This window comes from Bacillus sp. LQ01 (assembly GCF_057624735.1).
Genome location: NZ_JBYEZL010000004.1, coordinates 67,614 through 82,747 on the forward strand (window position 1 = coordinate 67,614; position 15,134 = coordinate 82,747).

Here is a 15,134-nt window from a genome sequence, read left to right on the forward strand (position 1 = left end):
TGTATTATTTACCAAGAAAGCTCTTCTTGAAGAAGTCTAGTTGGAAATCTAATGTAAGTGGATCATTGAAATAGAATTCCATCATGTTTGCTTCATATACGCGATTATTTTTTACTGCTGGGATGTTTTTATATGATTCTGTCTCTTGGAATGAGTTATCAGTATCTTTATTTTTACTTACGATTAAGTAATCACCAGCAAATTCAGGTAATACCTCAGTAGATAATGCGTAGTAACCTTCTTTTAATGCTTTTTCTTTTACTTTTTCAGGCATTTTTAATTTCATTTCTTGGTACAGAATTTCTGTTCCGCGGCCCCAGTTCTCGCCGTATACATAAAGCTGTTTGTTGAAGTTTTCTACAACAGAAACTGTAGCATCTTCACCGATTTTTGCTTTAATTTCTTTACCAGCTTCTTGTGCACGTTTCTTGAAGTCATCAACCCAAGTTTTTGCTTCTTTTTCTTTGTTTAATAACTTACCGATTTCTAAATGCTGTGTTAAGTAATCAACTTTTCCGTAAGTGTATGTTACAGTAGGCGCGATTTTCTTTAACTTATCGACATTTTTAATATTTGATAAACCGATGATTAAATCTGGATTTAGTTCAGCGATTTTTTCAACATTTTCATCTGATACTTCAGCAACATCTTTAAGTTTGCTATCAAAACGTGGGTTTTGTTTAGACCATGAATCTACCCCAACAAGATTTACACCTAATGACATTACGTTACCAGCGAATGATGATAATACAACAACGCGTTTTGGATTTGCAGGAACTTCTACTTTACCATTTTCAGATTGGTATGTAATTGTTTCTGATTTGCTACCTTTTGCATCGTCCTTTTTGTCTGTAGAACTATTGCTACAAGCGCTCATAACAAGAACGAAAAGGACTGTTAGTGAAATAAATAACTTTTTCATCGTCTTTCTCCTTTAACATAGATGATATGTGTATACAATAATTTGTTTAACTGTAATCTTTTTGAAATAGTAGTGGTAATGCAAAATAATTTATTAAAAATCTTGAATATGAGATTTTATAATATAGTAATAACCATATTAATGAAAGAAGATGTAATCTCAAATTTGCTAATTATTAACAAAATGATAATGATTATCACTATTGATTCTTTAAATAATATAATTTTATATAGGTGTATTGTCAATAGTAATTTTGATTGTAAATTTTGCGGAAACAGGTTATATTTTATTGAGAATGATAATCAATGATTAGTAGCTGAGGAGTGAGCACGAATGAATCAAGAAGAATTGTTTGATGTAACCGTGATAGGCGGAGGACCTGCAGGGCTTTATTCAGCTTTTTATAGTGGACTCAGAGAAATGAAAACGAAAATAATAGAATTTCAACCACATTTAGGTGGAAAAATACATGTGTATCCGGAAAAAATGATTTGGGATGTAGGAGGACTATTACCAGTTACAGGTGATAAGTTAATTGAACAACTTGTACAGCAAGGGTTAACATTTAAGCCAGAAGTTGTATTAGATACAAAAGTGGAATCAATTATTCGTAATCAAGATGGTACTTTTACATTAAAAACAAGTACTGGGGAAGAACACTTTTCAAAAACAGTTATCGTCGCAACAGGAAGTGGTATATTGAAACCGCAAAAGTTATCTATTGAGGGTGCTGAGCGATTTGAAGTATCAAATTTAAATTATACAGTTAAATCTTTAAAGCGTTTTAAAGGTAAAACAGTTATTATTTCCGGTGGAGGCAATTCTGCTGTTGATTGGGCAAATGAATTAGAACCAATTGCGAAAAAAGTGTATGTAACCTATAGAAAAGAAGAATTATCTGGTCATGAAGCACAAGTAAAACAACTTATGAACAGCTCAGCGGAGTGTTTCTTTAATACATCGATTACAAAATTAATTGCTGGTGATAATCATGAAGCGATCGAATATGTAGAATTAACAAATCATGAAACAGGTGAGGTTTCTCATTTACCTATTGATGAAGTTATTATTAATCATGGATATGAACGCGACATTACATTATTAGAAAATAGTGAGTTAGACGTTGCAATTATAGATAATTATTATATTGCAGGTAATGCAAATAGTGAGTCTTCAGTAGATGGATTATATGCTGCTGGAGATATTTTAAAGCACGAAGGGAAACTACACTTAATTGCAGGTGCATTCCAAGATGCTGGAAATGCTGTTAATAAAGCAAAACAATTTATCCAACCAGATGCAAGTGAGTATGGAATGGTTTCTTCTCATAATGAAGTATTTAAGAAGAGAAATCGCGAACTGATTAAGCAGATGATGAAATAATAAGGAACAAGTATACCCCCACGTATTTCTCTATTCCAATGGATGAGAGATGTACGTGGGGGTTTTCCTGTTTACTATATTTTCTATCATTATAATGACACCGGTTTCATCAGTTCATATGATATGAACATTTTATTGGTAAAGCATCCTAGAAAACAATTTAGCTATGTTTTGCTTACGCAGAACATGGCTAAATTACGCTGTCCCTTTAGCGCGTTCATTAGGAAATGGCATATTTAGTATAGAAGCAATATACTGTTTTCCATGCATTCGAGCTAATGATTCTAATATTTGGCGAACACGTTTTGTAAGATGACCTTGTTTTTTGATGGCTTCACAATATGCGTCATAGAAGGCATATTTAGCCCAAAGGAAATCATCTTGTTGGAATAAGAAATGATTTTTGTACCATTCACCAATTGTATGATAACAATTGTTTTCATGTATTGCTGTGCTTTGAGAAAGAAAACGATCAGATAAAGATACATTTAAATGAGAAATTGTGTTTTCTGTTTCAACTTGTAGTGTTTTTTCTAACATTGTAATGATGTGACGAGTAGCCATATGTTAACTCTCCTTTGTGTAAATGGGTAATACCATTCTATATTTAAAAAATTCTTACTATATAATACTATACAATATATGGAATGCATCTACCTGCTTTTTGAACTGCATTTACAAAATCTTTTTTATTTGTTTACAAAAATAAAGTAAAGTAAGATACAGTATAGATGAAAAAATAATAAAGGAATGAACGCATTGTATATAACAGTAGAAGAGACTGCGGAGTATTTGAATTTACCAAAATCGTATATTGAAGAGTTAATTCAGCAAAAGAAAATTCGTGCGCTATTCGATGGAGAGCAATATTTAGTAAATAAAGAACAATTTAATACACATTTAGAACAAATGGAGAAATATAAGCAATTAGTGGAAGAAATATTGAACGAACCAATTCCAGAAGATATGGATGTTAAAGACGAAGATTAAACTATGGAAAATCCCTTATGAAGATATGCAGAAATGTATATTCATAAGGGATTTTTTGTTTGAAGATATCAAAAACATAAGGAGTTCTTAGCCTTTCTTCAAATTTTGATAGGTAGTAGTCTACCATGTTAAAAGCATATTTTTTTCTAGCTAGGACAAACATAGAGAACGTAACCTGTACAGATACATATACTATCAGTGCAAAAGCTTATAAATTAATGGAAGGGGTTTTCTCGTGAGTTTATTTCATTGTGATTTTCTGAAAGACTTAATTGGATCTTTTGTGAGAGTAAACAGGGGTGGTCCAGAATCTCAAAAAGGGACAATAGTCGCTGTATGTTCGGATTACTTTGTATTAAAGAATGAAAAAGGAGAGCTCTATTACTATCAGATTCGTCATCTGAAAAGTATTACAAAAAATGCGAAAGATTGTAAAGCAGATGATTGCAGATGGTTGGAATGTGAATGTGAAGATGACTTTGAAAAGTTACTTCAAAGCTTCAAATATTGCTGGGTGAAAATTAATCGTGGTGGCCCAGAGAAAGTTGAAGGTATTTTACAAGATGTTTCTTGTGAATTTGTGACACTAATTGTAAAAGAAGAAGTTATATTAGTTGCAGTATCTCATATTAAGAGTGTAACAGTACCTTGTAGAGAGAGCGAAGAAAGCGAAAGTGAAAGCGAAAGTGAAAGCGAAAGTGAAAGTAATAATTCAGGTCGAGCTCGCGCACAAAGACAGTCAAGAAGAGGAAGATAATAAGAAAGGAGGATATAAATTTGGAAAGTATATTATGCTGTGAACAAATTAAAGGCTTAGTCGGTGAGACTGTAAAAGTAAATCTTCGTGGACCAGAGAGTCGAGTGGGGGTACTTGTATCGTTAGGAAGAGATTACCTTACATTACAACTTCCTCTTGGTGAATTAGTATATTACCAATTGAAACATGTGAAAAGTCTAGTTAAGAAAGTGAAAGAAAGTAAATGTGGCGATGGCTATGTTTCATGTTTCTGCTCTGATGATGATACTTTTGTCGATGTATTACGTGACTTGAAGTATAAGTGGGTAAAGATTAATCGTGGCGGCCCAGAGTGTGTAGAAGGCTTATTAAGTGAAGTGCATGAAGAATGTATTACGCTAGTAAACGGTGATGAAGTTATTTATATCATTAATTATCATATTAAGAGTGTGAGTCAAGTAGTGAAATGTAAAAAGAATGAAGATGAATAATGTTTAATAAATAAGAGGGGCATTATGAGGGAAAGAGAAGAACAATTTCTTATTTCGATAGTATGAAAAGGAATTACTTACTATTAAGACAGAACATTGCCCTGATTATTTTTTTGAAATGGAAGATAGTAAAGCTGAAATTCATAGGAAGGAGGATATAGATGAATGAGTTAAACAAAAGTATTGGGGAAAATATATATGTTAAATTAATCGGTGAAAAAAGGTTTAAAGGTATATTAATAGACGTAGGAAATGACATTATTGTTCTTTACAATGGACAAGACTATGTATATATATCTTTATATCATGTACAATACTATAAATTTTTAAGAGCACATGACGAAGACATACTAAAACCAGATGTTGATTCTGTAATTAAGAGGGAATCCCCTTCAATTTCTTTGAGAAAAGTATTAAGTACTTCTAAAGGGATTTTTACAGAAGTTTATGTAGCAGGAAATGCTCCAATACATGGTTATGTTACAAGTGTGATGAACGACTATATTGTTTTTTATAGTCCGGTTTATAAAACGGTATATATATCTTTAAAGCATTTAAAATGGTTAATTCCGTATAAAGAAAACCAAGTACCGTATGCCCTCAATAAAAATGAACTCCCCGTAAATCCGTTAAATATTACATTAGCTAGAACATTTGAAGAACAGCTTATTAAAATGACTGGGAAAATTATGGTGTTTGATTTAGGTGAGGAGTCCAATAAAATTGGAAAAATGGCGAAAATTGATGAAGGTCATATTGAGATATCAAAAGCACGTGATGCAAAAATGTATGTGAATATTCAACATGTAAAATCCGTCCATTGTCCGTAGATTAGTTGGAAGGGCTGACTTTTTCTTTTATATGCAGAAGAAAAGGTCGAGCCTATTTGTTTTAGTTTAATTTGAAGATGAGGGGAAAAATGAATTGAATATAAACATAGTATAGTGTGATTTTTTAAAAGGTAACTTTGCACTAACTTATAAAAATTGTGTACGAGCTATCTTTTTATGTATTCAATTTATTTTTTGAGGAGGAGTTGCTCAACTAATTTATTAAAGGGGTTTTGTTCGTGGAGCAGTTTCCGAATTCGTTATCAATTACATTGCTGGGTAGTGCTGGTGGAGCAGCAAAAGCAGTTTTAGCAATTTTAAATCAAGCGATAGCAAATGAAAAAGATCCAATTTATGAAGTATTAAAGAATGCCAAATTTCATTTAGTGGATATAAAACAAAAAGATAGGACTTATTATGATGAGTTGTTTTCGAATTTGAAAGGTCAATTATATTTATATGAGATAAACCTTCAAAATGTAGTGGAATTTAAACAACATTTAAAAGAAAAAAGTACGAGTGTTGTGATTGATGTTTCAGGGGCAGATACAGTTAGAGTATTAAGCTGCTGTAATGAATTAGGAATTTGTTATATTAATTCAGCCTTGGAAAATGAAGCAGTAGATCAGGACGACAGCTTAATCGGCTTTCAGCTTACGGAAAGATATACAAGGTTTGAGAAGGAGAAAGAGAAATTTACAAATACAAAAGCGATTATAGGTTCAGGTATGAATCCAGGTGTTGTTCAATGGATGGTTGTTGAGCTTATGAAGGAACGACCAAATGAAAGGCCAAGAGCATGTTATATTGTAGAACATGACACGTCGTTTTTGCATGATACAGCACTTATAAAGCCACATACACTTTATGCTTCATGGGCAGTAGAGCGATTTTTAGATGAAGCAATCTGGAGTTATCCGATGTATATGAGTCATCATCGGCCTCTTTACTTTTATGAAGATGTATATGCTTCAGAGTATAAAGTGAAGTTAGGAGAAAAAGAATTCTATGGTTGTTTAATGCCACATGAGGAAGTATTAATTTTAGGGAAAAACTTCAATATGGAAGTTGGTTTTCTTTACCGAATTAATGAGTATACAACAAATATAATTAGACAGAACTTAGATCAAGTAGAAGATTTATGGAACTGGAATCGTAAAGTGTTTAATCCAGCGGAAGAAGAGGTTGCTGGAGAGGACTTGGTCGGTGTGTTACTCGTTTATGAAAATAGTGAGACATATATGTATAATGTAATGAATAGTAGCCAAGTTTTTCGTAAATATAAAACGAATGCAACGTATTTTCAGGTAGGGTGCGGAATTTATGCGGGCTTGTCTAGTTTACTTTTAGATCAATTTGAACAAGGTGCTTATTACGTCGAGGAGTTGTTATTAAATACAGAAAGTAAGTACGGTGAGTATTTAAATTTATATATGAAGGATTTTGTAATAGGGCATAATAATTTTACTGATGGATTGTTACATGATAGGGTAAGGTGGATATAAGTTGTTACTAAAAGGAAGGAGAGATCTCCTTCCTTTTAGTATTATAAGGTTAAATATTGCCCTGAAAGCAATTTCATACTTATACTTTAAGGAGATAACAATGAAAGTTTTTTGTATCGATCAAGGGGAGTTTTTATATGAACAAATACAAGAGCTTGATTTATGAAGAAAGAAGAGCCTTAAAGGTATTTATATTATTATTTTATATTATATTCTTTTTATATGACGCTATATATTATTTTGTATATCCTGCTATGAATATTAGTGGAACAGCGGTAGGGTGGCCAGAAGGTAGTCTTGGGATAGGTGTGCCTATATTTGTAATAGCATTATTTCCTATTTCTATATATCTTCAAAAAAGAGGGTATGTATATTCTGTAAAATATTTATTTTTATTTGGATACATGTTTATCAATCTTGTTAATAATTTAATGATTTATTTGCGAACGGATAGACCTTTTGAACATGGTAGTATGGTAGAAATGTTGTTAATTTTATTTGCCCCAGTTTTCGTGAATAGAAAATACTTTTATTTAGTTTCCTTTAGTGTAATTGGAAAGTACGTATTTTTCACATTGCTATTACAAGATTTAAAAGTGATAATTCCACTTGTTTTATGTGTATTTTATTTCATTATTTCACATTCTTTATTAAAACGATTTCAATCTTATGTAAGAACAGTGGTTGAAATGATGAACAATATGAAAGAGACGGAAAATTTAGCTGTGATTGGGACTATGTCTACAACAATTGCCCATGAAATTCGAAATCCACTAACAGCGTTAAAAGGGTTTACGCAAATGCAAAAAGAAAGAAATCCAACTGATACGATGAGCTACGACATTATGCTACAAGAAATTGAAAGGGTTAATGGATTTGTTAGTGAATTGATGTTGTTAGGGAAACCAAAGCCAACAAATTATGAAAGGTGTAATATACGAGACACCCTTCTATATGTTGTGCATCTAATGGAAAGTTATGCAACGCAATATAGAGTTAAATGTAATTTACAAGTAGATGGAAATTTAACGGCTATAAACGGTGATGATAAGCAATTAAAACAAGTGTTATTAAATATCATTAAAAATGGAATAGAATCAATGCCAGAGGGTGGAGAAATTCATATCCGTGCATATCAAAAAACGCAAGGACATTTGTGTATTTCTGTTGAAGACCAAGGATGTGGTATAGAGAATGAGAAGTTAGAAAAAATCGGCAAGGCGTTTTACACAACAAAGGAGAATGGTACAGGACTTGGATTAATGATTACATATAAAATTATTAAGGAACATCAAGGGAGTATCACGATCCAAAGTAGTCTAGGAGTAGGAACGAAAGTAGAAATTTTTCTGCCGACCGTTTAATGTATTTGAGAAAAGATTTTTCAGAAAAGTGTTCTTGTTGTGTAAATATAAACATTTTATAAAATGTTTCAAGAAGGGTTTTTTTTATAAAATACTTCGTTTATAATGGAGGAAAATATCGACATGAGATTGATTGCTCATGTAACGGTTCAGTAGTGTTATGAAAAGATAAGAAGGGGTGCACGCGCATCCTTTTTTCTATGCAGATATTATGAAAGAGGTGGTATGATGGAATTAACATTAAATTCGACTGTATGTTTACACACGATTCAATTTCGAAAAGAGCAAAAGAATTATACTGTAAAAGACACAATTACAGGAGAAAAATATGAAATGCCGCCACTTTGGATTGATGCATTGGCAATGATGCGTGACGGTTTTTTATTGGGGGAAATTGAGGAGAAATTAAAAGAAGAGTATCCATCCGAAGAAGTGAATATGTTAGCATTCACGAAGCAACTGTTAGAACTAGAACTTGTTGAAATGGTAGATGGGGAAGAAATAGCTTGTACAAAGAAGAAAGAGAAGGATTATTTAGCTTGGTTACGTCCTCATGTTGAGCAATTCTTTCTTAATTTAAATAAAAAAAATAGAAGCAAAGGTCAATGATGATCTTTGCTTTTTTGTATAGTTTGTTTAAAAAATTACAGCAAATGCTCTTGCAAAAGCACCGTCGCTATCTTTAATTTTTAAAGGTGCTGCTGAGAAGAAGAAACGTTTCGTGTGAATGGCATCTAAGTTTGTTAAGTTTTCGATTAAATAAATATTATTCCCAAGTAGTATGTGATGAATTGGTGATGTTTCTGTCGTTACCTCATCAGGAGAAATAAAATCTAAACCGACAGATTTTACTTTTAATTGTACTAGTTCCTCGGCTAATTCTTCAGAAAGATAAAAAGCTTCTTTCTCATACGCCTCCGTGTTCCATTTAGTAGATAGATTGGAATGGAAAATAACAATATCTCCTTCTTTTATATCAGCATCGTGCAGTACTTCTTTAGGTAGTTTTCGTTCTTGTACATGAGTTACATCAATAAGAACAGCTTCACCTACAAATTGATCCAGCGGTAATTGATCGATGGTCGTTGCGCCTGAAATAAAATGCGCAGGAGCATCACAATGCGTGCCAACATGAACGACAGAATGAAAATCTGTAACTTGATAGCCTGATTCTTCAACACTTGTAACAGCTTCTAGTTGTATTTTAGGTGTTCCAGGAAATTGAGACATATTATTTTCAAATGTTTGTGATAAATCAATTACTTTCATTTTACATACCTCCAATATATGTTTTTCAAATAATAAAAAGCTCATCCTTCAGTATCAAGAAAGATGAGCTTTACATGCTAGTTGAGTTTTATCTTCCAAAATGCAATGCATTTTGCAGGAATTAGCACCTATTCAGTTCGTATAAACTGAGGTTGCTGGGCTTCAAAGGGCCGGTCCCTCTGCCTCTCTTGATAAAGAAGTATTTAATTTTGAAATCGGAATTTTCCGATAGTTAAATTGTAATTCATTTCCTTTTTGCGTGCAATACAAAATAGGTATTCACCCAAATAAAGCTACGCGCATATTGTAGCTTATGTAAATACAATGCTGCGAAGGAGTGAGTGCAGTGACAGGAAATGTATTGAATTATTATGCTGGTGGTAATACAGCTAGGGGATTTCATAATTTATATGAAGAGAATTTAAAAGGGTTAGACAGATTATTTATCTTAAAGGGTGGTCCAGGAACGGGGAAATCTTCTTTAATAAAGGCCATCGGTCGTGAATGGGTTGAAAAAGGATATGATATTGAATTTTTACATTGTTCTTCTGACAATAAATCGGTTGATGGTGTAATTATCCCAAAATTAAAAGTAGGAATTGTTGATGGGACATCACCACATGTAATTGAGCCCAAAATGCCAGGAGTTGTTGAAGAGTATATAAATTTAGGAATTGCTTGGGACTCAGATAAATTAAGGAAGCAGAAGTTAGAAATTGAAAGATTTGTTTCAGAAGCAAGTAAAGCTTTTCAGTCTGCTTACGCACGTTTTAAAGAGGCATTGCTTATACATGATGAGTGGGAGAAGATATATATTGATAATATAGATTTTAATAAAGCAAATGAACTAACCGATCAGCTAATCCAGAAATTATTTGCAGATAAAAGCGGGAGACAATCGCTTGTAAAACATCGTTTTTTAGGAGCTGCTACACCGAAAGGAGCAGTTGATTTTGTTCCTAATTTAACAGAAGGGTTACCACATCGTTATTTTATAAAAGGGCGCCCAGGTTCTGGAAAATCAACGATGCTTAAAAAGTTAGCTAAGGCAGCTGAAGAAAAAGGGTTTGAAGTTGAAGTATATCATTGCGGATTTGACCCGAATAGTCTTGATATGGTTATCGTAAGAGAATTAGGCTTTGCAATTTTTGATAGCACCGCACCACATGAATATTTTCCAAGTCGCGAAGGTGATGAAATTATTGATATGTATGCCCTTATTGTTATGCCAGGGACGGATGAGAAATATGCGAAGGAAATTCGTGATGTTTCCATTCAATATAAAGCAAAAATGAATGAGGCGATGTCTTTCTTAGCGAAAGCAAAATCGGTTCGTGATAAATTAGAACGAATTTATATTGCTGCTATGGATTTTTCAATAGTAGATGCATATAAAGAGGAGATTCAAAAAGAGTTTGAACGAATTGCTGCTACTGTAATTGAAAAGCAACAATAGAAGTTTTATTAGGCTGTCAGTAATTTCTGACAGTTTTTTTAGTATGTAGTAAAATTAATAGTGTATTGTCGAATTTCCAAGGAAATAATCCAAAAATGGAGATGTTATGAAATGAGAGAGAAAATCGAGTTGGAGTTAGAAAGAATTGAAAAAGAGAATGATGTGAAAATTTTATTTGCGGTGGAATCAGGGAGTCGTGCTTGGGGGTTTCCATCGAAAGATAGCGATTATGATGTTAGGTTTGTTTATATACATCCGGTAGAATGGTATTTATCAATTCATGACAAACGTGATGTAATTGAATATCCAATTAGTGATGATTTAGATATAAGTGGTTGGGATATTAAAAAGGCGTTGCAACTATTCGCGAAGTCGAACCCAGCTTTACTTGAGTGGATTCGATCACCAATTTTTTATTCGAAAAACTCTAATTTTCCAGAACTACTTCAACAGATGAGTGAGAAGAATTTTGATCCAAAAGCAACGATATATCATTATTTACATATGGCGTCGAAAAATTATCGTGAATTTTTGCAAGGTGAGAATGTAAAGCTGAAAAAGTACTTTTATGTATTACGTCCTATTTTAGCTTGTAAGTGGCTAGAAGAGAAAGCAACTTTACCACCTGTAGAATTTGATCGATTGATTACAGAATTACCATTAGAATGTAGTGTATTAGATGAGATTGAAAAGTTGTTAATAAAGAAAAAAGCAGGTACTGAATTAGATGTTGGATTGAAAATTAAGGTGCTAAATCAATTTTTAGAAGAACAAATTCATTACTATGGGCAATATGTAAAAGGAATTGAAAAGGGATCAGGGATCGATATTGAAATTTTAAATACACTATTTCGAGACATGCTGTTTGAAGCATATGAAAAAGAGCACAAGTAAGTTTGTGCTCTTTTTATTTTGTAGGAATGAAGAAAACAGATATAGCTGCGATAAGACCTGCAAAGGAGAATAAGTAAAAATTCCATGCTAAGTCATATTGCATTGTCATAATAATACCGATGAGAATAGGGCCAGCAATTGCACCAACTCGGCCAAGTCCCAGTCCCCAGCCTAAGGAGGTAGCTCGGATATGTGATGGGAAGTATTGTGTTACATATGCATTTAATATTTGAGTAATACCGACCGATCCAATACCAGCAAGGCCAATTAAAAGATAAATGATTGTAACAGATGGCTTAATTGTTAATAGTCCGATACATATGGCTGCCATAAGATAAGAGATGCTAATAACAATTTTTGCGCCTATACGATCAGCAATTGCTCCAGCGAATAACGCACCAACAGCTGCGGTAATATTTAGCATAAGTAGAAAAGACAGACTAGATCCAAGAGGATATCCCGCCTGGCGCATCATCTGTGGTAACCAAGTATTTAAACCGTATATTAAAAACATTCCCATTATATAAGTGATCCAAAAAAGTAGTGTTGCTTTTATGTATTCTTTTGAGAATAAAGTAAAAAATCCATTTTTCTTTCGTATAGTAGATGGAGCTTGATGAGTTTTATTTTTTACATGAAATTCAATTTGAAAACGATTAAGAATTTGGTTCACTTCTTCTTGGCGATTACGTGATAATAAAAATTGAATGGACTCAGGTAAATAGCGAATAATGAAAGGAATGAGGAGTAGTGGAATCATTCCGATACCAAACATAATTCTCCATCCGAAATCTTCTAACATAAACATAGACAAAATAGCACCTAATACGATACCTAAAGGATAGCCAGTAAACATAAGAGCATAAATAAAAGATTGCCTTTTTTTTGGTGAATATTCAACAGTAAGTGCTGAAGCCGTTGGGATAACACCGCCTAATCCGATTCCTCCTATAAATCGAGATAATCCAAATAACTCAGGAGAAGAAGCGATAGCCGCTAAACCCATTGTGATAGAAAAAAGTGCTAAACAGCATATAAGCGTCCATTTACGCCCAATTAGATCTGTAATCGTTCCAACTAGAATAGCCCCAATAAACATCCCAAATAAAGCATAGCTTGCAATTGTACCAGCGTGCGCTGGTGATAGCGCCCAGCTTTTGTCTTCTAGGAGCTTTGGTAGAACGGCACCGTAAATACCTAAATCATATCCATCAGCTAAAATGGCTAGCCAACAAATAAAAACAACAAGTTTTGTAATAGAGCTTGAAAAGATAGTTTCTGTAGATTCTAGATGAGGTGGAGCTGAAGGTTGCATAATATTCACCCCTTTTAATTTGTAGATGAATATATTATTTTATTTAATGTTAATATTTTCCTTCCTGTGTCGAAATTTATCTGAACAGGTTTTATAACAAATAAAGAAGTTCAACCGTAATTCTGTTGAACTTCTTTATTTGTTTACTCATTATCAACGCGTTTTAACGGTTGATCTGCTGGGCCTTCAAGAACGTCTCCCTCAATTGAAAAACGAGAACCATGGCAAGGACAATCCCAAGTACAATCACCATTATTCCATTCAACTTCACAGCCGAGATGTGTACAAGTTGTATCGACGATATGTAATTTTCCTTCTTTGTCCTTATAAGCACCTGCTCGTTTACCGTTAACATGTACGACAGATCCTTCACCAACTTCGAGATCTTCTGGCTTACGTAATGCGGTTTCAATCTTTCCTTCAATTAAATGTTTCGCAACATCAATGTTCTGGGAGAGGAACGTTTTTATATCTGGATTTGCATGGAAGCGTGATGGTGCATACAGTTCTTTATAGGGACTGTGGACTTTTAGGATGGAGTCCTTCAGTAGGTGAGCGGCAGCAGTTCCAGTTGTCATGCCCCATTTGCGATATCCAGTTGCAACAAAGATATTTGGATTTCTTTCGTTAATATGTCCGATATAAGGAAGCTTATCTAGAGTGATTAAATCTTGTGCTGACCATCTATAAGGAACCTCGTCTATTCCAAAAGTTGCTTCAGCAAAAGAATAAAGTGCTTCATAATGAAGCATCGTATTTATTCCTTGTCCTGTTTTATGACTCTCTCCGCCAATCAAAATTAATTTTTCTCCATTGTTTGTTATATAGCGTAAGGAGCGCTTTGGATCATCAATACTTAAATACATGCCACCTGGATAATCCATTTTTGCTTTTATTGCAAGAGCGTAGGAGCGTTCTGCGTACATTCGCGTAAAGAAAAAGCTATTTGCATCATAAAAAGGAAAATGTGAACAAGAGACGACATATTCACAAGTGATATGATGGCCCTCTTTTGTAATTATTTGTGGATGATCTCCCTTTTCCACATCCATAGCTGTTGTTTGTTCGTAGAGCTTTCCGCCCATCTCCACAAACTTTTCTAAAAGTGTTTTTAAATAAAGAAGGGGATGGAATTGTGCTTGATTTTTCATTATAAGCGCAGATTGTACTGGAATAGGAATCGATAGAGATTGAACATAGTCACAAGGTATATTTAATTTTTGATAAGCTTCATATTCTTTCGATAAATTTCTTAATCCGTTATCGGTAGTTGTATATAAATATGAATCTTCATTTGAGAAATTACAGTCGATTTTATATGTTTGAACAGTTTCATTTATGAATTGTAGAGCCTGATTATTTGATTCATAGTAAAGCCCGGCCTTTTCTACACCGAAATGGTTTATTAATTCATCATAAATAAGATCATGTTGTGCTGTTACTTTCGCTGTTGTATGCCCAGTCGTTCCGTTTAAAATACGACCAGAATCAATTAAAACAACATCGATGCCTTCTTTTGCAAGTAAATAGGCAGTAGTAATACCTGTAATACCAGCACCGATAATAGCAACTTTTGTCTTTATATTTTCGGATAAACGAGGGAAAGTAGGAAACTGAGTAGATTCAATCCAATAAGATAGCGGCAGTTGTGGAAATGTATCACTTGTCATTGCGGAAACCTCCTGATTTTAGAACAATTTTCCTTTTAATATTTCCATAATATATGAAATTCATGTGTGTTGTTTTAGAAGTAGTCTATTTTTATTAAAAGAGGTTATAAATTATTTTAATATAATTAATTAGATGGGGCATTATGAAGTGGTAGGATTTATATAAAACTAAATTCAAGTGATTCTGTTTGTTGATTACATAGGGAGTTATTGAATGAGATAGAGTCTATGGCGTTTAAGAAAATGTCTATATATAGTGGGTAAATCCTTATGGAATCTATACATTTTCTTTAGTGAAATAAAGTATGA

15 protein-coding genes and 1 riboswitch are annotated in these 15,134 nt (G+C 33.2%); of the genes, 10 read left to right on the forward strand and 5 right to left on the reverse strand.

Annotated elements, in window-relative coordinates; all coding sequences use genetic code 11:
• Positions 1–4 precede the first annotated feature (4 nt).
• Complete coding sequence (locus AC22L0_RS23825) at positions 5–922, reverse strand: iron-hydroxamate ABC transporter substrate-binding protein (RefSeq protein ID WP_000732594.1); 918 nt, start codon at positions 920–922, stop codon at positions 5–7.
• A gap of 333 nt (positions 923–1,255) precedes the next feature.
• Between AC22L0_RS23825 and AC22L0_RS23830 the strand changes: the two genes are divergently transcribed.
• Complete coding sequence (locus AC22L0_RS23830; RefSeq protein WP_001070931.1) at positions 1,256–2,305, forward strand: NAD(P)/FAD-dependent oxidoreductase; 1,050 nt, start codon at positions 1,256–1,258, stop codon at positions 2,303–2,305.
• 195 nt (positions 2,306–2,500) lie between these two features.
• On the opposite strand, the gene AC22L0_RS23835 is transcribed toward AC22L0_RS23830, so the two are convergent.
• A complete protein-coding gene (locus AC22L0_RS23835) occupies positions 2,501–2,869 on the reverse strand; it encodes a hypothetical protein (RefSeq protein WP_000235475.1) in 369 nt (122 codons plus the stop codon).
• 186 nt (positions 2,870–3,055) lie between these two features.
• Between AC22L0_RS23835 and AC22L0_RS23840 the strand changes: the two genes are divergently transcribed.
• The 7 genes from AC22L0_RS23840 to AC22L0_RS23870 all read left to right on the forward strand — a co-directional run bounded on the left by AC22L0_RS23840 (position 3,056) and on the right by AC22L0_RS23870 (position 8,830).
• Positions 3,056–3,295: a helix-turn-helix domain-containing protein gene (locus AC22L0_RS23840; protein ID WP_001998970.1), complete on the forward strand. Its 240-nt coding sequence runs from the start codon at positions 3,056–3,058 to the stop codon at positions 3,293–3,295.
• Between the two features lie 235 nt (positions 3,296–3,530).
• A complete protein-coding gene (locus AC22L0_RS23845) occupies positions 3,531–4,052 on the forward strand; it encodes a spore coat protein (RefSeq protein ID WP_088361115.1) in 522 nt (173 codons plus the stop codon).
• Between the two features lie 20 nt (positions 4,053–4,072).
• Positions 4,073–4,522, forward strand: coding sequence for a hypothetical protein (locus AC22L0_RS23850; RefSeq protein ID WP_000443836.1), 450 nt, complete (start codon positions 4,073–4,075; stop codon positions 4,520–4,522).
• 161 nt (positions 4,523–4,683) lie between these two features.
• The gene (locus tag AC22L0_RS23855; protein ID WP_001004266.1) at positions 4,684–5,352 is read left to right on the forward strand and encodes an LSm family protein; all 669 of its coding nucleotides are present in this window, start codon (positions 4,684–4,686) and stop codon (positions 5,350–5,352) included.
• Positions 5,353–5,591: 239 nt separating this feature from the next.
• Positions 5,592–6,857 carry a hypothetical protein gene (locus AC22L0_RS23860; protein ID WP_000434722.1) on the forward strand — a complete coding sequence of 422 codons (1,266 nt, stop codon included), beginning with the start codon at positions 5,592–5,594 and terminating at the stop codon, positions 6,855–6,857.
• A gap of 137 nt (positions 6,858–6,994) precedes the next feature.
• Complete coding sequence (locus AC22L0_RS23865; RefSeq protein WP_001046107.1) at positions 6,995–8,221, forward strand: ATP-binding protein; 1,227 nt, start codon at positions 6,995–6,997, stop codon at positions 8,219–8,221.
• A 228-nt stretch (positions 8,222–8,449) separates the two neighbouring features.
• Entirely contained in the window at positions 8,450–8,830 is a 381-nt protein-coding gene (locus AC22L0_RS23870) for a hypothetical protein (protein WP_000424119.1), read from the forward strand.
• Between the two features lie 27 nt (positions 8,831–8,857).
• On the opposite strand, the gene AC22L0_RS23875 is transcribed toward AC22L0_RS23870, so the two are convergent.
• On the reverse strand, positions 8,858–9,490 hold the full coding sequence (locus AC22L0_RS23875) for a cyclase family protein (RefSeq protein ID WP_000862983.1): 633 nt from the start codon (positions 9,488–9,490) through the stop codon (positions 8,858–8,860).
• A gap of 85 nt (positions 9,491–9,575) precedes the next feature.
• Positions 9,576–9,688, reverse strand: a riboswitch (SAM riboswitch).
• Between the two features lie 148 nt (positions 9,689–9,836).
• On the opposite strand from AC22L0_RS23875, the gene AC22L0_RS23880 reads away from it, so the two are divergent.
• Positions 9,837–10,946 carry a PRK06851 family protein gene (locus tag AC22L0_RS23880; protein ID WP_087966472.1) on the forward strand — a complete coding sequence of 370 codons (1,110 nt, stop codon included), beginning with the start codon at positions 9,837–9,839 and terminating at the stop codon, positions 10,944–10,946.
• 111 nt (positions 10,947–11,057) lie between these two features.
• Complete coding sequence (locus AC22L0_RS23885) at positions 11,058–11,840, forward strand: nucleotidyltransferase domain-containing protein (RefSeq protein WP_001208231.1); 783 nt, start codon at positions 11,058–11,060, stop codon at positions 11,838–11,840.
• Positions 11,841–11,853: 13 nt separating this feature from the next.
• On the opposite strand, the gene AC22L0_RS23890 is transcribed toward AC22L0_RS23885, so the two are convergent.
• Both AC22L0_RS23890 and AC22L0_RS23895 read right to left on the reverse strand, forming a co-directional pair.
• Positions 11,854–13,155 (reverse strand): MFS transporter, encoded by a 1,302-nt coding sequence (locus AC22L0_RS23890; protein ID WP_001183092.1) that lies wholly within the window; start codon positions 13,153–13,155, stop codon positions 11,854–11,856.
• A 143-nt stretch (positions 13,156–13,298) separates the two neighbouring features.
• Positions 13,299–14,825, reverse strand: coding sequence for an FAD-dependent oxidoreductase (locus AC22L0_RS23895; protein WP_000199976.1), 1,527 nt, complete (start codon positions 14,823–14,825; stop codon positions 13,299–13,301).
• Positions 14,826–15,134: the final 309 nt, after the last annotated feature.